This is a genomic window from Chryseobacterium lathyri, assembly GCF_030812195.1.
Taxonomy (GTDB): Bacteria; Bacteroidota; Bacteroidia; order Flavobacteriales; family Weeksellaceae; genus Chryseobacterium; species Chryseobacterium lathyri_A.
On sequence record NZ_JAUSSF010000003.1, the window covers coordinates 872,714 to 892,238 of the forward strand.

Here is a 19,525-nt window from a genome sequence, read left to right on the forward strand (position 1 = left end):
AAAAAAGGCTGAAGATTGATCTTCAGCCTTTTTATTTTTAGCTCTTCGCTTTAGTTTCAGAAGAACCGATGGACTTAGAAGCTTTTCTAGGTCTTCTTTTACCATAGCTTCCTGCATTGATCTTTCCTCTTCTTGATTTTTTGTCTCCTTTTCCCATAGTGATAAATATTTATTGGTTAAATACTAAATTAGCAATAATGGTATACATCAAAAAAATTAAGGCTGTTAAAATTTTTATAAATATAACATAGATAAGGGAGTACAAGATTAGCTACTTTCAGCTTCCTGCCTCCATACATTTATCTATTTACACTTTAACCGTTTTCCACTTTCCTTTTTTAAACAAAATAAAAGCAACAATGGTAATTAAAGTTTCTGCAGCAGGAATAGAGATAAATACTCCTTTAGGTCCCATTCCAAAATGTTTGGAAAGAAAATAAGCCAGCGGGATCTGAAATAACCAAAATCCGAAAAAATTCACCCAAGTAGGTGTCCAGGTATCGCCGGCTCCATTAAAGGCATTAATGAGTACCATCCCAATTCCATAGAAAATAAATCCGACACTCATAATATGTAATGCGTTTTTGGCAAAATCTTTAATCTCTACTTCCTGGGTAAAAAATCCTACAAGAAAATCTCCAAGCAGAAAAAATATCAGACTTACAGCAAGCATAAAAATCACATTATATTTTACTGTTTTCATCACAGACTGTTCAGCTCTCAGCATTTCATTAGCTCCCATATTCTGCCCAACCAGCGTGGAAGCTGCATTGCTAAGCCCCCAGGCGGGAAGCATAAAAAACATCATCAGTCTCAGAGCCGTCTGATATCCTGCAGAAGCGTTTTCGCCTCCCGTAGTGGCAACCAGCTGGGCAAGAAAAATCCAGCTGCAAGAAGCAATCACAAACTGGAAAATTCCGGGAGTAGCAATTTTCACAATAGATTTTATCTGTTTGAAATCAGGGTTAAAGTAAGATAGTGCAATCCGGATCTGAGTATCGGCAACCAAGAGATGATACAGCTGATAAACCACCCCGATGCTTCTACCTATCGTAGTTGCTAAAGCCGCTCCGGTAAGGCCCATTGCAGGAACAGGCCCAAAACCTTTGATAAGAACAGGGCAGAGAATAATGTTAACGATATTAGCAATCCACAGCGATTTCATGGCAATAGCCGCATTTCCCGCTCCCCTGAAGATTCCGTTGATCAAAAATAAAAGCATAATGATCACACTGCTTCCCATCATGATTCTGGTGAAATCTTTTCCATAAGCTGCAGCTTCTGGTTTTGAGCCCATCAGAATCAAAATTTCCTCAGCATAAATTACTCCGAACAAACTCAAAATTGATGTCACAATAAATGAAACCAATAAAACCTGTGCTGCACTTCTGGAAGCCTGCTCAGGATTTTTCTCTCCTATTCTACGTGCTACCAAAGCTGTTGCCGCCATACTCATTCCTATGGCAATAGAATACATTACTGAAAGTACAGATTCCGTTAAGCCTACACTCTGAATCGCATAACCGCTTTCTTTCAGATGTCCTACAAAATATAGATCAACTAAGGCAAAAACTGATTCCATGGCCATTTCCAGCATCATAGGAACAGCCAGTAAAAGTACAGCACTCCTTATCGTTATTTTCGTATAATCTACTTCTGCACCACTAAAGGCTCTTTTCAAAAAGTCTATATATTTTGTCATTTTCTAATCAATAATTATCTGATTTCCAAAAATACAAATTCAATTCTTATAAAAATTTAGTTACCCATATCAAAAAAATAATTTAGATTTGTATATTGTTAAAATGAATCTTATGAAAAAAATAATCTCTACTGCCTTTCTACTTGTAATTTCAGTGTCTGCAAATATGCTTTCTGCGCAATCATTTAGTAAAAAACAGATGCAGGCTATTCAGTCTGATGACGTGGCATCATTTAAAAAGAATTTTTCAAAAGCCGACTACAACAAATGTTTCCCACTTAAGGATGAGACTTTTAGCGCATTAGGTTTCAGCTCGCTTTACGGCAGAAATAATATTGTTAAATTCCTTTTGGACAACCAGGCAGATATTAACAAAGAATGTAACGGAAAAACACCTCTTGCTTTAGCTAAATTAGGAAACAAAGAACAAACCGTACAGCTGCTGATACAAAAAGGTGCTGCGAATAATTAATTAAAAAGCCCTCAAATAATATACAAGACTTCCGAAAGGAAGTTTTTTTTGTTTATAGAACCTGCAAAAAATCTTATCTTTGCATCCGGAAATTATGGTGAAAAACTTCATGATCAGAAAGCTAAACCATATATCTTAAACATTGAACCTTAAACAAATAATTATGTTTCGATCACACACGAACGGAGAATTATCTCTGAAAAATCTTAATGAAGAAGTTACACTTTCCGGATGGGTACAGACTATCCGTGACAAAGGATTTATGATTTGGATAGATCTTCGGGATCGTTACGGAATTACCCAACTGGTTTTCGATCAGGAGCGTTCGTCTGCACAGCTGATGGAAGAAGCAAAAAAGCTGGGCCGTGAGTTCGTGATACAGGTTACAGGAAAAGTAATCGAAAGGATAAGCAAAAACCCCAATATTTCAACGGGAGAAATTGAAATTTTAGTTGAAAAATTAACGGTTCTTAATGAATCCCAGCTTCCACCTTTCACTATTGAAGATGAAACGGATGGCGGTGAAGAATTGAGAATGAAATACCGTTATCTGGATATTAGAAGAGCTCCGGTAAGAGATAAACTGATCTTCCGTCACAAAATGGCGCAGAAAGTAAGAAACTATCTTTCAGACGAAGGGTTTATTGAAGTGGAAACTCCGGTTTTAATCAAATCTACTCCGGAAGGCGCAAGAGACTTTGTGGTTCCGAGCAGAATGAATCCGGGACAGTTTTATGCCCTTCCACAATCGCCACAGACGTTCAAGCAGCTTCTGATGGTAGGCGGAATGGATAAGTATTTCCAAATTGTAAAATGTTTCCGTGACGAAGACTTAAGAGCTGACAGACAGCCGGAATTTACACAAATCGACTGTGAAATGGCTTTCGTAGAACAGGAAGATATCATGAATGTCTTTGAAGGAATGACGAAAACATTAATTAAAGATATTACAGGACAGGAATTCGGAGATTTCCCAAGAATGACTTTCGCAGATGCGATGAGAAAGTACGGAAACGACAAACCGGATATCCGTTTCGGAATGGAGTTTGTGGAACTTAACGAACTTGTAAAAGGAAAAGATTTTAAAATCTTTGATGACGCTGAATTGGTTGTAGGAATCAATGTAGAAGGTTGTGCTGACTATACAAGAAAGCAGATCGACGAGCTTGTTGACTGGGTAAAACGCCCGCAGATCGGAGCATCCGGAATGGTTTGGGCTAAATTCCAGAATGACGGTGTGAAAACATCTTCTGTCAACAAATTCTACAACGAAGAAGATCTGGCGAAGATCATCGAAAAATTCGGGGCTAAAGAAGGTGACCTAATGTTGATTTTATCCGGGAACGAAAATAAAGTGAGAGCTCAGCTTTCTGCTTTGAGAATGGAGCTTGGAAACCGTTTGGGATTAAGAAAAGGAAATGTATTTGCACCACTTTGGGTTGTTGATTTCCCATTATTGGAATTTGACGAAGAAAGTGGACGTTACCACGCCATGCACCACCCTTTCACTTCTCCTAAACCTGAAGATATTCACTTACTGGAAACAGATCCGGGTAAAGCAAGAGCGAATGCTTATGACATGGTTTTAAACGGAAACGAGATCGGTGGCGGTTCGATCAGAATCTTCGATAAAGATTTACAATCAAGAATGTTTGACTTATTAGGATTCTCGAAGGAAGAAGCAGAAGCTCAGTTTGGGTTCTTAATGAACGCTTTCAAATACGGAGCTCCGCCTCACGGTGGTCTGGCTTTCGGATTTGACCGTTTGGTAGCAATTCTTGACGGAAATGAGGTGATCAGAGATTATATCGCATTCCCTAAGAATAATTCAGGACGTGATGTGATGATCGATGCGCCGGCATCCATCGCAGACGCACAGCTGGATGAACTGGAAATACAATTGAATTTAAAAGCATAATGTAAAGCAGAGACAAAATCTCTGCTTTTTTAATGAGAAAAAAATGAAAATCGCAGCAGCTCAAATCAAGCCAGTAAAAGGAGATATTCTTAAAAACATTGAAAAACACAAAACAGTAATCAATGCCGCAGCTCATCATAATGTTGACCTGATGATCTTCCCGGAACTGTCGATTACCGGCTACGAACCAGAATTGGCAAAGCAGCTTTCCATTCATTATGAAGATCCTGTTTTAGACATTTTTCAAAAAATGGCAGATGAAAACAAAATAAGCATCACTGTTGGAATGCCGGTAAAGTCTGATGACCAGGTATTCATCAGCAGTATTATATTCCAGCCCGGAAAAAGAAGAGATGTTTATTTAAAACGTAATCTTTTTTCTACAGAAACCGGCATTTTTTCAAAAGGTGAGAACTTCTGCCAACTGGAAATATTGCAGAACAAAGTTTCATTAGCCATATGTTATGACTTATCTGATCCAATGCATTCGCAGGAAGCTTATCAGGTGGGATCAGATATCTATACAGCAAGTGTTCTTAATTCCGTAAATGGTGTTGATGAAGACCTCGTTAAACTTTCCAATATTGCAAAAACATATCACATGCATGTTGTAATGGCGAATTTTACAGGAGAATCAGGAGGCTATGAATGTGCCGGAAAATCTTCCGTATGGAATAATAATGGAAGTTTACTCGGACAGCTCAATCGTGAAAATGAAGGACTTCTTATTTTAAATATGGAAAATAATCAGGTAGAAAAAATCTACATAAATTAATCCTAAAAAAGATGGAGAAAATTTTCTTCACCTTTTTTATTTCACAAACTCTAATTCTTTTACTTTCAATATCTGATCTCTTCCCGTCCGGTAGAAAGGAACGCTATTTTGGAAAAGTATAAGAGTACAGAAATAATCATTACAACCCGCTGATATTTGACAACAAAGCCTGTAAAATGTACCACATCACGGTTCATCGGCATGTTAATTGATTGATTTTTAAAAACGTAAGACAATGAAAGCAATTTGGAACGGCGCCATTGGCTTTGGTTTAGTCAATATCCCTGTGAAAATTTATTCGGCAACTGAGACAAGCAAACTCGATCTGGATATGCTTGACAAGTCTGATTTTTCAAATATCAAATTCAAAAGAGTCAACGAAAAAACAGGCAAAGAAGTAAAATGGGAAAATATTGTGAAAGGTTATCTGATGGATGACAAATACATTATTCTCGATGAAGAAGATTACGAAGCCGCAAGTCCTGAAAAAAGCAAAATACTCTCTATCGATCAGTTTGTAAAAGAAATTGAAGTTGACAGCGTTTATTTTGAAAACCCTTATTTTCTCGAACCTCAAAAGAACGGGGAAAATGCTTACAGACTCTTATTAAAAGCTTTGTCACAAACAAAAATGGTGGGTGTCGGAACTTTTGTTCTTCGTGAAAGTGAAGCAATCGGAATGATCCGGCCTTACAATGATGAGGTTCTGGTTCTAAACCGCTTACGGTTCGCCCAGGAAATCAGGGATTATAAAGATTTAAAAATCCCTGCCAAAAAAGCTCCGAAACCTGCTGAATTAAAAATGGCAGTAAGTCTTATCGAACAACTTTCGCAAGAGTTTGACCCTGAGATGTATCAGGACACTTATTCCGAATCTTTGATGAAAATCATTAAGCAAAAAGCTAAAGGTAAAGGAGTAAAAGCTAAAAAAACGGAGCCTGTAAAAGAGGGCAAAGTAATTGATCTTATGGCTCAGTTAAAAGCCAGTTTACAAAATTCAAAATCTAAAAATGCATCGTAATGGCTCTCAAAGATTATAACGAGAAACGGAAGTTCGATGAAACAAGCGAACCTAAAGGAAAAACAAAAAAGAGTAAAGACAAGCTTATTTTTGTGGTTCAAAGGCATGCTGCGTCTCGTCTACATTATGATTTCCGGTTAGAAATGGAAGGCGTTCTGAAAAGTTGGGCGGTTCCCAAAGGTCCGTCATTAGATCCAAAAGACAAACGCCTGGCTATGGAAGTTGAGGATCACCCTTACGATTATAAAGATTTTGAAGGAAATATTCCGGAAGGAAATTACGGAGCAGGTCAGGTTGAAGTCTGGGACAGCGGAACGTATGAACCGTTGGATGATACCAGCAAACTTTCCGATGAAAAAGAATTGTTGAAAGAATTAAAAGCCGGTTCAATAAAATTCATTTTACATGGAAAGAAACTGAAAGGTGAATTTGCTTTGGTTAAAATGAAAAACGCTGAAAATAACGCCTGGCTTTTAATTAAACATAAAGACGAATTTGCCGAAGAAAATTATGACGCAGAAGAAAACACATCTAAAAATTCTGCAGTAACGAAGTTTTTAGAGGAAAAAAAAGCCTAAAAAAAAGCAAAAAGAAGTCATAGCTTCTGAAACAAAACCCAGATTTCAAAGATTCAACTCTTTAGTTGACGAAAAAAAATTAGAGAATTTCATCAGGCCTATGCTGGCCAAATCTTTTGAAACAGCCTTTGATGATGAAGACTGGGTTTTTGAAATAAAATGGGACGGTTACAGGGCAATTGCCGATCTCAGCCATAAAGATCCGCTGTTCTATTCCCGGAATGGAATTTCTTTTTTATCAAAATTTGAAAAAGTCACAAAAGATTTTGAACACCAGAAGTATCAAATGATCTTGGACGGAGAAATTGTTGCCTATGATGAACATGGAAAACCCAGCTTTCAGCTTTTACAACAAATCGGTGACAATCCCGATCTTGCTTTAACCTACCAGGTATTTGATCTTCTGTGGCTCAACGACCATTCTACGGAAGAGCTTCCACTTTTACAACGGAAAGAGCTTTTAAAGGAAGCTTTAACAGAAACAGATGTTATAAAATACTGTGACCATATTCCTGAAAAAGGTCTTGCTTTTTTCGAACAGATGAAGGAAATGAAACTGGAGGGGATGATCGCAAAAAAAGCAGACAGCTTATATATTGAAAATTATAGAACGACCGACTGGCTTAAAATAAAATTCACCAATACTGAGGAAGTAATTATTTGCGGATTTACAGAACCCCGAGGATCAAGGCAAGGTTTTGGAGCTTTAATTTTAGGAAAATATATTGACGGAAAACTAATTTATTCCGGACATACAGGAACAGGGTTTAATAAAGAATCCTTAAGCCAAATGCATGAAAGGCTAAAAAAATTGATTGTAAAAGCTTCCCCATTTGAAAAAAAACCTAAAACAAATATGCCCGTAACCTGGACAAAGCCTGAATTGGTATGTGAAATAAAATTCTCTGAAATCACCAAAGACGGCATTTTTCGGCATCCTGTTTTTGTTACCCTGCGTGAAGATAAAAATCCTGAAGAAATCAGTGATTCAATCAAGAAAATAAGTCAAATTAATGAAAATCCTAAAGAGATGAAAGCTAAAGCTGCACCTAAGAAAAGTATCAATCCCGCTGAAAAAGAAAAGGAGATCACTTTAAACAGACATACCGTAAAACTGACCAATCAGGATAAAATTTATTTTCCGAAAGATGGCATTACGAAAGGTGATGTGATAGACTATTATCAATCGGTTGCTGAATATATTCTTCCTTATCTGAAAAACCGTCCGTTATCTCTTAACCGTTTTCCAAACGGCATTGAAGAGCAGGGTTTTTACCAGAAAGATGCCGGAGACCATATGCCGGACTGGATTAAAACCACGGAAGTCTATTCGGAATCCAACGATAAGTATATTGATTATGTATACTGTAATGATAAAGCTACGTTAGCCTATCTGAATAATTTAGGCTGTATTGATTTAAACCCATGGAACAGTGCCCTCCCCGATCTGGAACATCCGGATTACCTTGTCCTGGATCTGGACCCATCAAAGAAAAATACATTTGACGATGTCATTGAAACGGCTCTTCAGGTGAACGAGGTTTTAAATTCAGTTAAAATCAAAGGCTATTGCAAAACTTCTGGAAGCACAGGAATTCATGTCTATATCCCGATGGGCGGAAAATATGATTTTGACCAGGTAAAAGATTTTGCTCATATTTTAATGAAACAGGTTCATGAACAGCTTCCGGAAATCACAACGTTAGAAAGAAGCTTACAGAAAAGAGATGATAAAAAAATATATCTGGATTATCTGCAAAACAGAACTGGGCAGACTTTAGCAAGTGCTTACAGCTTACGCCCCAAAGAAGGTGCTTCTGTTTCAATGCCTTTGGATTGGAAGGAAGTGAAGCCCGGTATGAAACCGACGGATTTTACGATTGATAATGCTTTGGATAGAATTAAAGAAAAAGGCGATTTGTTCAAACCTGTTTTGGGAAAGGGAATTGATATGATGAAGGCATTGGAGTTGCTGCAAAATATTGAATAATTTCTATATTTTTGCTAAAGTAAATTTTCATAAATGCCTGAATTCACCAAATTAACACTTCTTTTTGATGAAAATACAGAAAGAGATAACCAACAATTCTTTTTTAAATATATCCAGAAAAAAACTTTTAGTGAACTTAAAAAATCGGTCATTTATGCTGTTATATTCCTTTGTCTAGGCTTTTTTCCATTAGAGGGTTTACAAAAAAGCCCAATTCCATATATATTCAAATACTTAGGTTTTATTTATATTGGTTATATATACTATTTGGTATATCAGTATTTTGCTTCTAAAAAGAAAACTTATAAATCTATTGAAGATACTATCAAGGAGTTAAAGAAAAAGGATGAAAATCTTTATTCTATCACTTTAGATGAAAATAACATAAGTATTGAAAATCCTTTTAACACAATTAATTCTGTTTGGGAGAAAACGAGTTATAAGTTCATCGATAAATATCTCATTTTAAGCACCTTAAATGGTTATTTGAGTTTTATTTTTACTTCATTTGAATTTAAAAATAATGATTATCAAATTCTGTTAGATTATTTACAAAAAAATTCTAAACAGATAAATTAAGGCAGCTTCGCAACCAACCCTTCCGGCAATATTTTCAAAATAATATAAATAATCTTCCACTTAAAATTCGGGACAGTGGTAAAACAATTTCCGGCATTGACGATATGTCGTGCCACATAATCCGGCTCCATAATCAAAGATTCATTGAGTTGAAGGCCTTCGTTGATCTTCGTTCTGATATACCCAATCACCAAAGCGTTAACCTTTATTTTCCTGGAAGCCAGTTCCTGTCGTAACCCTGCTAAATATTGGGTGAAAGCAGCTTTTGTACTTCCGTACACAAAATTACTTTTTCTGCCTCTTACACCGGAAAGTGAAGACAATCCGATAATTCTTTCCAGATAAGCATTGTTCTTGTCCATGGCAATAATATTCAGAATAGAAACGGCGCCCATATAATTCACCTGCATCATCTGATAAGTTCGTTTAAAGTCTCTCAATGCTTTTTCATTATCAACCAAAAAACCGGCTGCATACACTACAATGTGAGGTTTCACCGGAAGTTCATCATAGAATTTCTGGTGGGAGTCAAAATCAACAGCATCAAAATAAAGAATACTAACTTTTAAAGGATCTAAATGATGATCTGCCACAAATTTTTCCAGCGACACAGTATCCCGTGAAGCTGCCAATACCGAAAATCCTTTTTCTGTGTACTGTTTGATACACTGTTTGGCTACATCTGAATTGGCTCCTAAAATGAGAACGGTTTTGCCTGTATTTTGATTCATGGTGCAAAGATATTTATTTGATTTTATGATGATGAATTTTGAATGGAAATACTTTTAAAACATAAATTTCACGAATGATTATCACGGATAACACCAATTTAAATACTATTTTTCATGCAGAGCTATCTTACTGAAAATATATTAGGTAAGAAATCTACCTAGTCAGTGTGATCTGCAGGAAATTTCTAACGCAAAGTTTCAAGATGTTTGGGTGAGGCAAAGAAATGTGGCTCCGCCACTGAATAAGTAAATGTTTACTTACTGTGTTGATAACTATATAAAAACTCGGCGCGGTGAACTTCGTTCACCGCGCCGAGCAATATTTTCAAACTAAAAAATTATTTCTTTTCAGTTTCAATTTCTTTTTTCTCTGTTGTTTTGTCTGCAGCTTTTGCTTTGTCTCCAAAACGTGCTTCAGTGAATTCTCTGGAAACAGCAGCTTTTTCGAATTTCAGCTTTCCGGATAAAGTTTCAATAACAAATCCATCATCCTGAACCTGAGCAATTCTTCCGTGAAGACCTGAAGTAAGGACCACTCTGGTTCCAACTTTTAAGGTTTCCTGAAAGGTTTTCTCCTGCTTCTGTTTTCTCATCTGTGGTCTTATCATCAGAAAATAAAACCCCACAAACATTACCCCCATCATGATCAGCATCATTGATGAAGATCCTTGTGGCTGTGCCTGTAAAAAGATTGTCAACATATTTTTAAATTACGGTTGAATGTTCGCTGTGAACGTTAATTTGATAGGAGCCTTATCTACGTTTGCAAATACATCTGCATATTTCTGAACGTTTCCGTCGAAGCTTGAAGAGTCAAAATGCAGAGTAATTTTTCCTTTTTTACCAGGAAGAATAGGATCTTTTGTAAAATCAGGAGCTGTACATCCGCATCCAGGCTTTACTTCAGAGATCACCAAAGGATTTTTCCCTGTATTGGTAATTTCGTAAACGTGCTCTACTTTATCTCCTTTTTTAATATTTCCAAAATCGAAGTTGTTTTCAGACAGGGCAACTGATGTTAACGGCTGGTTAGAAACCGGAGCTACTTCTGCTGTATTGGCTGTAGGAGCTGCCGCTGAATCGGTAGGGGCTAAATTGGTTGCACCTGCTGTAGAATCTGTAATATTAGCAGCTTCTGCACCGGCAGCAGCTTGCTGGTTCTCTTTTTTACAAGAAACTAAACCAAGGCCTATAATAGACAAGGCGATAATTGATAACGTCTTTTTCATGTTAAATTCTATTTTGATCTTTACAATATTTATCCAAAATTCCGTTGATGAAGATATTGGAACGGTCAGTCGCAAATACTTTTGCAATTTCAATATATTCATTGATAATAACTCTTGAAGGTGTAAAAGGAAAATTATCCAGTTCCGAAATAGCAGTCGACAAAATTACTTTATCCATTAAAGAAACTCTTTCCAGATCCCAGTTTTCCAATCTTTCACTTAGTTTTTTCTCATTCGCTTCCCAGTTATTCAGAGTATCTCTAAGAAGTTTTCCGGCGAAAATTTTATCCTCTTCATCTTTAATCATTTTAATTAAAGTTCTGCTTTCTTCATCTTCTTTCAGGAAACCGATTGTTTTCTGAACCATTGAGTTGGCGATGTGAATATCATCATACCATGAAAGTTCCTTGTCACTAAGATATTCCTGGAAATCATCATTCTCAGCAATATATCTTAAAAACAGTTTTCCAATAAACTTCTGATCTTCCTCAAAAGAATAGCCTTCTTCTTTCATGAAATCCTGATAACGCTTTCCTGCTGTAATTCTCTGAAAAGTTTTTACCAATATATCATCATGCATATCCCATTTCAGCTGTTTGTGCTGACCTGTGAAAAATAATCTTTCAGGATTTTCTTCCAGTTTAATCAGTACCTGATTATTGATAAATTTTTGGTTAGGGTTAATTTCAGCATCAGTTTTAAGATATTTGTTCTTCCCAATTTCGATCTGAGTCTCTGCCAATTCTTTCAGAGCCACTAAAAAATTAAGCTGATAGATATAGAGATTATAGATTTTCTCTATTCCTGAGAACATGTTTTTCTCTAAAACATCAAATTTCAGAGGATTCTGATAGTATGAATACACTGTTTGTACTACTTTTTCACGGATTTGTCGTCTTCCTAACATTCAAAGAGCTTTTTATGGGTGCAAAGATACAAAAATTAAAATTGATGAAATTCGTAGTCTGTTTACATTTTTGTAAATTTGCAAAACTTTATGAAAGCGCTAAAAACCTTAAACCCCTATTTTTGGAAACACAAAATATTATTGTTTTGGGGGTTATTATTTATCATTGCCAGTAATTTTTTCAATATCTATAAGGTTCAGTTTGTAGGAAAGTCGGTAGATGAGCTTACAAAAAGTGGAAATCTCGGATTCAATAAACAGGTTTTGATATATGTTGCCATTATTGTAGGCTGTTCGCTTTTAACAGGATTTTTCACCTTCATGATGCGCCAGACGATCATTGTAGCCTCAAGAAGAATTGAATACGAACTAAAGAATAAAATTTACAGACATTATCAGGACCTTTCACTTACAGATTACAAACAGACCACCATCGGGGATCTTATGAACAGGTTAAGTGAAGATGTTGTTGCTGTAAGAATGTATCTTGGTCCGGGAGTAATGTATGTTGTGAATCTGGTGATCCTTCTTTTAATCACCAGCATTTATATGGTGAAAACAGATGCTTCCATGACTTTATGGACATTATTGCCGCTCCCCATTTTATCTTATATTATATTTAAGGTAAGTTCGATTATCAACCAGAAGTCGAAAATTATGCAGAAAAGCCAGTCTGCGATTTCCACTTTCGTACAGGATAGCTTTTCAGGGATCCGGGTGGTGAAGTTTTTTGCTAAAGAAAACTACATTAAGAAAAACTATGGCATAAAAGTAACAGACTATCAGAATAAAGCACTCGATTTAGCAAAAACAGAAGCCTATTTCTTCACCATTATTTTATTTGTCATCGGGCTTCTGAATGTCGCTGTTATTTTAATTGGTGGACAGAAATATATTGCAGGGCAGTTAAGTGTCGGTAAAATTGCTGATTTCTTTATGTACATCAATATTCTGATCTGGCCATTCTCAATGGTGGGCTGGGTCACTTCAGTTAACCAACGAGCCGAAGCTTCGATGCAGAGAATTAATGAGTTCCTGGATAAAAAATCGGAGGTCATCAATACGAACTTTGAGAACTATCCTATTAAAGGGGATATTGAGTTCAGAAATGTTTCATACATTTATCCGAATACAGGAATCAAAGCATTAGATAACTTAAGCTTTAAAATCAAGGCTGGAGAATCTCTTGCCATAATGGGTAAAACAGGAAGTGGAAAATCTACTATTGCCCTTCTGCTTTGCCGGCTTATTGATCCTACAGAAGGAGAAATCTTAATTGATGGTAAAAACCTGAAAGAGCATAATCTTACTAATTACAGAAATTTTATCGGATACATTCCTCAGGAAAGTTATTTATTCTCTGATTCAATCGAAAACAATATAGGATTTGCCATTGACCATCCATCCCACGAAAAAGTGGTGGAATATGCTAAAATTGCAGACGTTGATAAAAATATTGTTGGATTTAAAGAACAGTATAAAACACTTGTAGGTGAACGCGGCGTGATGCTTTCGGGAGGACAGAAGCAAAGAATATGTATCGCAAGAGCATTAATTAAGGACCCAAATATCATTATTTTTGATGATTCCCTGTCTGCTCTGGATACGGAAACCGAGCAGAATATCCTTGAAAATATTGATAAGAAAATCAGCAACGCCACATCCATAATTATCACACACAGAGAGTCTAGCGCTCAAAGGGCAGATAAAATCATCAACCTTACCGAAATTACCAATTCTGTAACCGCTTAGCGGTTTCATTCTCAATTGTTAAATAAATCATAAAAAAAATTTTGTGATTAAAAGAATTCTTTTATATTTGTTCTTAACAAGATTAAAAAATATCTAACAATGAGTGAATACAAGGAACGCCATGAAAATGAAATTTTCACGAAGGTGTTAAAAGCAGGAAGAAGAACTTATTTCTTTGATGTGCGCGAGACGAAAGCAGGAGATTATTATCTTACGATTACCGAAAGTAAAAAGAATTTCGGGGAGAATGGTGAAGCTACATTCGAGAAACATAAAATTTATCTTTACAAAGAGGATTTTAAAAGTTTCCAGGAGATGTTTAATGAATCCACAGATTTCATCATTAATGAAAAAGGTGAGGATGTAATATCAGAAAAGCATGACAAAGACTTCAAAAGCAAATCATTCACAATTGATTCTGACGACGAAGTTTAAAAAAGAATATTTCTAAAAACACAAGCATCTGAAAAAGATGCTTTTTTTTATATCCAAACCGAGATTCTCCCGATAAATAACCTTAGGCTGAAATATATTAGAAAATTCTTTAAATAATTAAGAAGTATTTGCTAGTTTTTAAAGAATCCAAATGGTGGCGAAATAGCATAAAATAAAAAAGTACACTTTAAAAAGTGTACTTTTCTTGGGTGAATGAGGGGTCTCGAACCCCCGACCTTCGGAACCACAATCCGACGCTCTAACCAACTGAGCTACAATCACCGTTTTGTGAGTGCAAATATAGGGAAGATTTTTTAATTACCAAACAATTCCGTCAAAATTTTTCATTGCAATCAGCTTCTCAGACGTAAATCCCTCAGCATAAGCAACTCCCGATAATCGTCCTAAATCCTGCGCGCGGTAAGTAAGGCTTTCAAAAAAATCCTTTGTTGCAATAGGAGTAACCGGCTCATTGGATGTTGGGTCGTAGAACTGTGTTTTGAAAGCCATACATGCCTCAATTTTCTTATCTAGGTGCTCTGATATATCAATAACAAATTCCGGTTTGATATCTTTCCATTGGATATAATGAAAAATATGCTTCGGTCTCCACACTTCCTGGTTTTCTCCTTCTAAAACGGTTTCAATTTTTCTAAGCCCGGATAAAAAGCATGCATCCGACACTAATTTCGCTCCTTTTGCATGATCCGGATGCCTATCATCAATGGCATTGGCTAAGACAATTTCAGGGCGGTATTTGCGGATCATTTTTACGATCTCTATCTGATATTCTTCAGAATTCAGTAAAAACCCATCTTTCATACCCAGATTTTCTCTGGCAGAAACGCCAAGGATTCTGGCAGAGTCTTGTGCTTCTACTTTTCGGGTTTCATCAGTTCCTCTGGTTCCCAGCTCTCCTCTTGTAAGATCTACAATGGCACATGTTTTACCTTCTGAAATCATTTTAGCGATAGTTCCGCCACATCCCAGTTCTACATCATCAGGATGTGCTCCAAAAGCAAGTATATCTATTTTCATATTTTCAAAGATAAGATTTAAAATAAAAACTCCCCAAACAATGAGAATGGGAAGTTTTAATATCTATAATTTAAATTTTAAATTACTTATTGATTTCTGCGTTTAATTTTACAGCATCCTGATAAGTAGGATCAAGCTGTAAAGATTTAGCTACATAATCTTTAGCTTTTGCAAGATCAGTATCTTTACTCATATAAGCTACTGCAAAATAAGCGTAGGCTAAAGTCTGCTTGTTGGCTTCCTGATCTGCAGGTTTTACTGTGCTGATGAATTTTTCATACGCTATTTTCGCTGCATCATTATTTCCTGCCTGCTGATAAGAATATCCCTGGCTGTAATAAGCCGGAGCCCAATCAGGAAGAAGGGTACTCATTTTTTGCCATGTAAGGATTGCCCCGTTCCAGTTCTTAGCATCCTGGTAAGCTGTTGCCAACTTAAACAGGGAATCTGAATCCTGTGGATTAGCAGCAACTTTCTTTTTCAATGCTTCAATTTCCGGTGTAGATGGTCCTTTTTCTGCTTCAGCCTGAGAAGCTCCTCCTCCGGCAATGTTAGCAAGTTCCATATCCCACTTCATTGTTTCATCTTTAGCTGCTTTAGCAATAGCAATTTTTTGCTGTGCTTCTGTTGTTAAAGCTGATTTTTTAGCAGCATCAGTTTCAGTTTTTGCCAGTCCAGCAGCGATAAGTCCCTGAAGACCCTGGTCGGCCGGCTGTATTCTTGTTTTTTCGGCCTGAGATACGAAAGTATCCATATTCTGTTTTGCCTCAGCATAGTTTCCGTCTGCATAAGACTGATAAGCTCTTAATTTAAATTTGATTGGATCATCAATTTTATCAAAGATCTTATCCAATACATTTTTAGAGTTTGCATAATCTTCGTTCGTGAAGTATAATTTAGCAATTTCTAGCTGGGTATATGGATCCTCATCAGCATATTTTGTATAGTTGATAAGGTCTTGTGTTGCTTTTGCATTTTCCTGGTATCTGATATCGTAAGAAGCTAAAGCTTTGTAAGCAGGAGCATAAGTAGGGTCTACACCAATTGCTTTGTCGATGCTTTGTTTAGCTTGCTGCCATTGTTGTGCCGCCATCCATAGGGTAGCCATTCTTGTATAAACAGATGCCTTATTTTTAGCTAAAGGAAGAGCTTTGTCATAAGCAGACATTGCTTCACCCGGAGCTCTTTTTATTCTGTAAGCATCTCCAAGAGTATAGTAATAGTGAGCAGGAACTCCTTTTTTCTCAGCCTTTTCAATAGCCTTGTTCAGGAACTGAATAGCAGCATCAGGAGCATTGTTTTTCTCAAACAAAGTTAAAGCTTCTGCTGCTCTGAATAATACTTCAGCGTCTTTTTCTCTGGAATCTGCCACAATTTTCTGAATCTCAGCAATTGCGCTTTTATCTCCTTTACCTAATTTTACGGTAGCCAAACCTATTTTGTTAAGGTAGCTTTTGTTATCAGCAGCAAGACCTTTGTTAAAGCTTTCTATAGCTTTAGCATAATCAGGTTCTCCTTGCTTCAGGTAAGTATTTCCTAAATAGAAGTAATTTTCTGCTGTAGGTGCTTTGGCAACCATTTCTGTAAAATTGGTTTTAGCTTGTGCATACTTATCACTGTCTATACTGTTAATACCATCCTGCAGTGTCTGTGCAGTGGCAAAACCGGAAAAAAATACTACGGCTGCACCAAAAGCAATTTTCTTTACATTCATAATCATTATATCTTTCATTTTATATTTTTCTATATTTTTGAGTTATATGCTCCACAATTTTCAGACCAAAATAATATTTTTATAAGGGGTCTCTATTTTTTTAATATTTTTTAACGCATCTGTACTTCTCTTTTGTATATATTATAGGGCTGTAAGCCTTCTTTTTCTACAATCATCTGTCCCAGCTGTGTGCATGAATATCTGATAAATCCGTTAGCTATATTAAAGTTACCTTCGTTTGTTAAAAAATAGAGAACGCGTGTAAAAGGGTATTTCATTTCACGAAGGCCCGCACTATCAGGAGTATATAGTTTTCCTTTATCCTCTATTGGAAGAATTTTCACCATATCTCTCAACTTTTCAGATACTTTATCATAAGGTCTACTGAATGTGTTAAGCCCTATCACTCCTATTTTATCTGGATATTTTCCTAATTCCTCTATGATATTTTGATTTCCCGGAATAATGGAAAATTTAAGGTCTTTTGGCAGTTTATTCAGTTTTTGTGCAACGAAGTTGAGGTTGCTTGAATTCGTTCCGTCAAAAATAAAATTTTTAGCATCAGATGCTAATCCACTCTTGATTTCATCCATTGAGATACTCTGCTTTGGGGAATCTTTAGGAACAACGAATACGACTGCATCTGCAGCAAACCTGGCAGGAAGAAATTTCAGATCTACCTGTTCTTCATATGCTTTTTTCTCTTCAGGAGTCAGATCTCTGGACATTACAGTTATTCTTGCTTTATCTTTCAACAGATCAAGAAAAGCTAGATCTTCTTTTTGGGTTACTATTTTGATGCGGGTTTCCGGATAATTGATCATATATCCGTCTGCCAATGCTTCGGTAACGCTTTTAAAAGACTCATCCGTAAGTATGGTAAGATCTCCTTTATGATAAGATGGAGATTTATCTTCTTTTTTGCAGCCTACTGCAATGATGCTCATCATAGAAAGCAACGCAATTTTTAAACTATTCTTCATTTCCTGAATCTTTAATTCTTGAAACTGCTCTATAGATTCTAAATATTCCATAAAGAATAAGCACTGCACCCATTGCATAGGCAATGACAGGCTCCAAAATCGTAAAGAAAAATTTGTAGACAATAACTACAATCCCCAATACGATATAAAATAATCCTGTAACTAAGGATAACCAATTGAACATCATATAACAAAAATACCAAAAAAAATAAAAAGAGAAGCATATGCTTCTCTTTTTATTTATAATTCGAATAAATTAAGTCTTATTCAAAGTTCATCGTAAATGGTACGCTATAGTAAGATCTTACGCTCTCCCCGTTTCTTTTCGCAGGAGTCCATTTTTTAAGTTTCTTAACTACACGGATCGCTTCATTGTTGAAGTCGCTATTTGGAGATTTCTCTTCAATAGTAACTGCTGAAACTGTTCCGTCTCTCTCTACAACGAACTTAAGCTTAGCTTTAAGTGTACCTTCACCTCCTTCCATTAAAGAAGTATCAAAGTTTTCCCCAAGGAACTTTCTTAATGCGCCCATACCTCCAGGATATTCTGCAGATTGGTCTACATCTTTGTAGATCTCATTAGGGTTATTTGTTTTTACTTCCGCAGTACTGGCTTTGTTACCGGTAGATGGCGGTGGTGGCGGTGGTGTATAAGCCGGAGCTTTTACCCCTTCCTGATTATTTAAACCAGTCGTCGTTTCTAACTGCTTAGAAATTGGCGGCGGTGGTGTTTCAATCTTTGGAGCTTTTACAGGCTCCGGAACTACGTTCTGAATAACCTCGATTTTTTCCTCTTCTTTTGGAGGAGGTGGAGGAGGTGGTTCTTCTTCTTTTGGCTGCTCAATGATCGGATCTTCTTCAATAATGTTTACTAAATCTGCCTTCACTTCTTGCTTAGGTGGTTCAGTAAGTCTCTTAATTGTAAGATAAATAAAAGGAGACAAAGCCGCAACCAGGAATAATGCCGTTCCAACAATAAAAGATTTTGTCAGAAGTCTTGGATACTGATGTCTAAGATCATAGGCACCATATTCCTTGTTTCTATTTTCAAATACAATCTCATCTAAAGTAAGATTCTGATTGTATACATTTTCATCTGCCATAGATTTACAGTTTTATGGTTAAATTACTTTGTAGCTGGTGCCGTAGCTCCATTATTCCCAACTTTTCTATCATAGATGGCTTTTTCCCAAGGCTTCACATCGGTTACCCCATACTGCTCGCTTTTGGTAATTGCCATTTCGTCAAGAATATCTACAAAGTTCTTATATACAGCATCGTCAGTCGGCTTGATAATAACAGTAAATTTGGTTTTATCTACTGCGCCTGCTTTTGCTTTCTCAATTATTTTTCTAATCCCTTCTCTATCATAAGTAGTCTCGTTAAGATTCTGATCAGTTAAAGATGTAGGATCCTGCTGATGCCAAAAAATCTTATTGTCTTTACCCAATAATAAAGAGATTGAGTTAGAAAGTTTAATTTCTGTTGGAGGTGGTTTCGGCTGATCCTCTTTAGGTTTTGCCGGAAGTCCCAAATCCATTACATTCGGTTTACTAAATGTGGTTGTGAACATAAAGAAGGTTATCAATAGAAACCCCAAGTCCACCATTGGAGTCATATCGACTCTGGTATTCTGCTTCTTGGAACGTACTTTGCCGCCTTTGCCGCCTTTTTCCTGTACTTGTACTTCTGCCATTTCTA

At 36.4% G+C, this 19,525-nt stretch carries 21 protein-coding genes and 1 tRNA gene; 9 read left to right on the forward strand and 13 right to left on the reverse strand.

All coding sequences use genetic code 11. The annotated features are described in order from the left end of the window. Nucleotides 1-37: 37 nt before the first annotated feature. Both J2T03_RS19210 and J2T03_RS19215 read right to left on the reverse strand, forming a co-directional pair. Complete coding sequence (locus J2T03_RS19210) at nucleotides 38-157, reverse strand: 30S ribosomal protein THX (protein WP_306845390.1); 120 nt, start codon at nucleotides 155-157, stop codon at nucleotides 38-40. Between the two features lie 150 nt (nucleotides 158-307). Continuing rightward, nucleotides 308-1,702, reverse strand: a complete 1,395-nt coding sequence (locus tag J2T03_RS19215) for an MATE family efflux transporter (protein WP_307220946.1) — start codon at nucleotides 1,700-1,702, stop codon at nucleotides 308-310. Between the two features lie 112 nt (nucleotides 1,703-1,814). Between J2T03_RS19215 and J2T03_RS19220 the strand changes: the two genes are divergently transcribed. The 7 genes from J2T03_RS19220 (at nucleotide 1,815) to J2T03_RS19250 (ending at nucleotide 9,035) form a co-directional block, all read left to right on the forward strand. Continuing rightward, nucleotides 1,815-2,174 (forward strand): ankyrin repeat domain-containing protein, encoded by a 360-nt coding sequence (locus tag J2T03_RS19220; RefSeq protein WP_306845392.1) that lies wholly within the window; start codon nucleotides 1,815-1,817, stop codon nucleotides 2,172-2,174. 163 nt (nucleotides 2,175-2,337) lie between these two features. After that, nucleotides 2,338-4,092, forward strand: coding sequence for an aspartate--tRNA ligase (gene aspS / locus J2T03_RS19225; protein WP_307220948.1), 1,755 nt, complete (start codon nucleotides 2,338-2,340; stop codon nucleotides 4,090-4,092). Nucleotides 4,093-4,135: 43 nt separating this feature from the next. Beyond that, entirely contained in the window at nucleotides 4,136-4,867 is a 732-nt protein-coding gene (locus tag J2T03_RS19230) for a carbon-nitrogen hydrolase family protein (protein ID WP_307220949.1), read from the forward strand. 235 nt (nucleotides 4,868-5,102) lie between these two features. Beyond that, complete coding sequence (gene ku / locus J2T03_RS19235; protein ID WP_307220951.1) at nucleotides 5,103-5,888, forward strand: non-homologous end joining protein Ku; 786 nt, start codon at nucleotides 5,103-5,105, stop codon at nucleotides 5,886-5,888. Further along, nucleotides 5,888-6,466, forward strand: coding sequence for a DNA polymerase ligase N-terminal domain-containing protein (locus tag J2T03_RS19240; protein WP_307220954.1), 579 nt, complete (start codon nucleotides 5,888-5,890; stop codon nucleotides 6,464-6,466). The genes ku and J2T03_RS19240 overlap by 1 nt, the downstream gene beginning before the upstream one ends. 100 nt (nucleotides 6,467-6,566) lie before the next feature. Then, a complete protein-coding gene (ligD, locus tag J2T03_RS19245; protein WP_307220956.1) occupies nucleotides 6,567-8,456 on the forward strand; it encodes a DNA ligase D in 1,890 nt (629 codons plus the stop codon). Nucleotides 8,457-8,489: 33 nt separating this feature from the next. Next, nucleotides 8,490-9,035 (forward strand): hypothetical protein, encoded by a 546-nt coding sequence (locus J2T03_RS19250; RefSeq protein ID WP_307220957.1) that lies wholly within the window; start codon nucleotides 8,490-8,492, stop codon nucleotides 9,033-9,035. Here J2T03_RS19250 and J2T03_RS19255 read toward each other — a convergent pair. The 4 genes from J2T03_RS19255 to J2T03_RS19270 all read right to left on the reverse strand — a co-directional run bounded on the left by J2T03_RS19255 (nucleotide 9,032) and on the right by J2T03_RS19270 (nucleotide 11,902). Next, entirely contained in the window at nucleotides 9,032-9,766 is a 735-nt protein-coding gene (locus tag J2T03_RS19255) for an SDR family NAD(P)-dependent oxidoreductase (protein ID WP_307220958.1), read from the reverse strand. The genes J2T03_RS19250 and J2T03_RS19255 overlap by 4 nt on opposite strands. Before the next feature lie 338 nt (nucleotides 9,767-10,104). Then, entirely contained in the window at nucleotides 10,105-10,467 is a 363-nt protein-coding gene (gene yajC, locus J2T03_RS19260; RefSeq protein ID WP_306845401.1) for a preprotein translocase subunit YajC, read from the reverse strand. A gap of 9 nt (nucleotides 10,468-10,476) precedes the next feature. After that, the gene (locus J2T03_RS19265) at nucleotides 10,477-10,995 is read right to left on the reverse strand and encodes a DUF1573 domain-containing protein (RefSeq protein WP_306845402.1); all 519 of its coding nucleotides are present in this window, start codon (nucleotides 10,993-10,995) and stop codon (nucleotides 10,477-10,479) included. Between the two features lies 1 nt (nucleotide 10,996). After that, nucleotides 10,997-11,902 (reverse strand): transcription antitermination protein NusB, encoded by a 906-nt coding sequence (locus J2T03_RS19270; RefSeq protein WP_306845403.1) that lies wholly within the window; start codon nucleotides 11,900-11,902, stop codon nucleotides 10,997-10,999. Nucleotides 11,903-11,992: 90 nt separating this feature from the next. On the opposite strand from J2T03_RS19270, the gene J2T03_RS19275 reads away from it, so the two are divergent. Together J2T03_RS19275 and J2T03_RS19280 are read left to right on the forward strand one after the other, a co-directional pair. Continuing rightward, a complete protein-coding gene (locus J2T03_RS19275) occupies nucleotides 11,993-13,654 on the forward strand; it encodes an ABC transporter ATP-binding protein (RefSeq protein ID WP_307220959.1) in 1,662 nt (553 codons plus the stop codon). 99 nt (nucleotides 13,655-13,753) lie between these two features. Beyond that, nucleotides 13,754-14,089 (forward strand): DUF3276 family protein, encoded by a 336-nt coding sequence (locus J2T03_RS19280; protein ID WP_034701927.1) that lies wholly within the window; start codon nucleotides 13,754-13,756, stop codon nucleotides 14,087-14,089. Between the two features lie 207 nt (nucleotides 14,090-14,296). On the opposite strand, the gene J2T03_RS19285 is transcribed toward J2T03_RS19280, so the two are convergent. From J2T03_RS19285 to J2T03_RS19315, 7 genes are all read right to left on the reverse strand, one after another. Then, nucleotides 14,297-14,372 (reverse strand) — tRNA-His (locus tag J2T03_RS19285). A gap of 35 nt (nucleotides 14,373-14,407) precedes the next feature. Then, complete coding sequence (bshB1, locus tag J2T03_RS19290) at nucleotides 14,408-15,127, reverse strand: bacillithiol biosynthesis deacetylase BshB1 (RefSeq protein WP_307220960.1); 720 nt, start codon at nucleotides 15,125-15,127, stop codon at nucleotides 14,408-14,410. 82 nt (nucleotides 15,128-15,209) lie between these two features. Next, nucleotides 15,210-16,859, reverse strand: coding sequence for a tetratricopeptide repeat protein (locus tag J2T03_RS19295; RefSeq protein WP_306845406.1), 1,650 nt, complete (start codon nucleotides 16,857-16,859; stop codon nucleotides 15,210-15,212). A 92-nt stretch (nucleotides 16,860-16,951) separates the two neighbouring features. Then, the gene (locus tag J2T03_RS19300; protein WP_306845407.1) at nucleotides 16,952-17,824 is read right to left on the reverse strand and encodes a PstS family phosphate ABC transporter substrate-binding protein; all 873 of its coding nucleotides are present in this window, start codon (nucleotides 17,822-17,824) and stop codon (nucleotides 16,952-16,954) included. Next, nucleotides 17,814-18,011 carry a DUF308 domain-containing protein gene (locus J2T03_RS19305; RefSeq protein ID WP_306845408.1) on the reverse strand — a complete coding sequence of 66 codons (198 nt, stop codon included), beginning with the start codon at nucleotides 18,009-18,011 and terminating at the stop codon, nucleotides 17,814-17,816. The genes J2T03_RS19300 and J2T03_RS19305 overlap by 11 nt, the downstream gene beginning before the upstream one ends. A 76-nt stretch (nucleotides 18,012-18,087) precedes the next feature. Then, nucleotides 18,088-18,927, reverse strand: coding sequence for an energy transducer TonB (locus J2T03_RS19310; protein ID WP_306845409.1), 840 nt, complete (start codon nucleotides 18,925-18,927; stop codon nucleotides 18,088-18,090). 23 nt (nucleotides 18,928-18,950) lie between these two features. Then, entirely contained in the window at nucleotides 18,951-19,520 is a 570-nt protein-coding gene (locus J2T03_RS19315) for an ExbD/TolR family protein (RefSeq protein WP_306845410.1), read from the reverse strand. Between the last annotated feature and the right edge of the window lie 5 nt (nucleotides 19,521-19,525).

What these genes read in the sequence shown, in the direction of transcription:
- ku (WP_307220951.1), top strand. Translation starts at nt 5,103, where the DNA reads ATGAAAGCAATTTGGAACGGCGCCATTGGCTTTGGTTTAGTCAATATC.
- yajC (WP_306845401.1), bottom strand. Translation starts at nt 10,467, where the DNA reads ATGTTGACAATCTTTTTACAGGCACAGCCACAAGGATCTTCATCAATG.
- J2T03_RS19255 (WP_307220958.1), bottom strand. Translation starts at nt 9,766, where the DNA reads ATGAATCAAAATACAGGCAAAACCGTTCTCATTTTAGGAGCCAATTCA.
- J2T03_RS19230 (WP_307220949.1), top strand. Translation starts at nt 4,136, where the DNA reads ATGAAAATCGCAGCAGCTCAAATCAAGCCAGTAAAAGGAGATATTCTT.
- J2T03_RS19215 (WP_307220946.1), bottom strand. Translation starts at nt 1,702, where the DNA reads ATGACAAAATATATAGACTTTTTGAAAAGAGCCTTTAGTGGTGCAGAA.
- J2T03_RS19310 (WP_306845409.1), bottom strand. Translation starts at nt 18,927, where the DNA reads ATGGCAGATGAAAATGTATACAATCAGAATCTTACTTTAGATGAGATT.
- J2T03_RS19315 (WP_306845410.1), bottom strand. Translation starts at nt 19,520, where the DNA reads ATGGCAGAAGTACAAGTACAGGAAAAAGGCGGCAAAGGCGGCAAAGTA.
- J2T03_RS19300 (WP_306845407.1), bottom strand. Translation starts at nt 17,824, where the DNA reads ATGAAGAATAGTTTAAAAATTGCGTTGCTTTCTATGATGAGCATCATT.
- J2T03_RS19280 (WP_034701927.1), top strand. Translation starts at nt 13,754, where the DNA reads ATGAGTGAATACAAGGAACGCCATGAAAATGAAATTTTCACGAAGGTG.
- J2T03_RS19275 (WP_307220959.1), top strand. Translation starts at nt 11,993, where the DNA reads ATGAAAGCGCTAAAAACCTTAAACCCCTATTTTTGGAAACACAAAATA.
- aspS (WP_307220948.1), top strand. Translation starts at nt 2,338, where the DNA reads ATGTTTCGATCACACACGAACGGAGAATTATCTCTGAAAAATCTTAAT.
- J2T03_RS19210 (WP_306845390.1), bottom strand. Translation starts at nt 157, where the DNA reads ATGGGAAAAGGAGACAAAAAATCAAGAAGAGGAAAGATCAATGCAGGA.
- ligD (WP_307220956.1), top strand. Translation starts at nt 6,567, where the DNA reads ATGCTGGCCAAATCTTTTGAAACAGCCTTTGATGATGAAGACTGGGTT.
- bshB1 (WP_307220960.1), bottom strand. Translation starts at nt 15,127, where the DNA reads ATGAAAATAGATATACTTGCTTTTGGAGCACATCCTGATGATGTAGAA.
- J2T03_RS19240 (WP_307220954.1), top strand. Translation starts at nt 5,888, where the DNA reads ATGGCTCTCAAAGATTATAACGAGAAACGGAAGTTCGATGAAACAAGC.
- J2T03_RS19270 (WP_306845403.1), bottom strand. Translation starts at nt 11,902, where the DNA reads ATGTTAGGAAGACGACAAATCCGTGAAAAAGTAGTACAAACAGTGTAT.
- J2T03_RS19305 (WP_306845408.1), bottom strand. Translation starts at nt 18,011, where the DNA reads ATGATGTTCAATTGGTTATCCTTAGTTACAGGATTATTTTATATCGTA.
- J2T03_RS19295 (WP_306845406.1), bottom strand. Translation starts at nt 16,859, where the DNA reads ATGAAAGATATAATGATTATGAATGTAAAGAAAATTGCTTTTGGTGCA.
- J2T03_RS19250 (WP_307220957.1), top strand. Translation starts at nt 8,490, where the DNA reads ATGCCTGAATTCACCAAATTAACACTTCTTTTTGATGAAAATACAGAA.
- J2T03_RS19220 (WP_306845392.1), top strand. Translation starts at nt 1,815, where the DNA reads ATGAAAAAAATAATCTCTACTGCCTTTCTACTTGTAATTTCAGTGTCT.
- J2T03_RS19265 (WP_306845402.1), bottom strand. Translation starts at nt 10,995, where the DNA reads ATGAAAAAGACGTTATCAATTATCGCCTTGTCTATTATAGGCCTTGGT.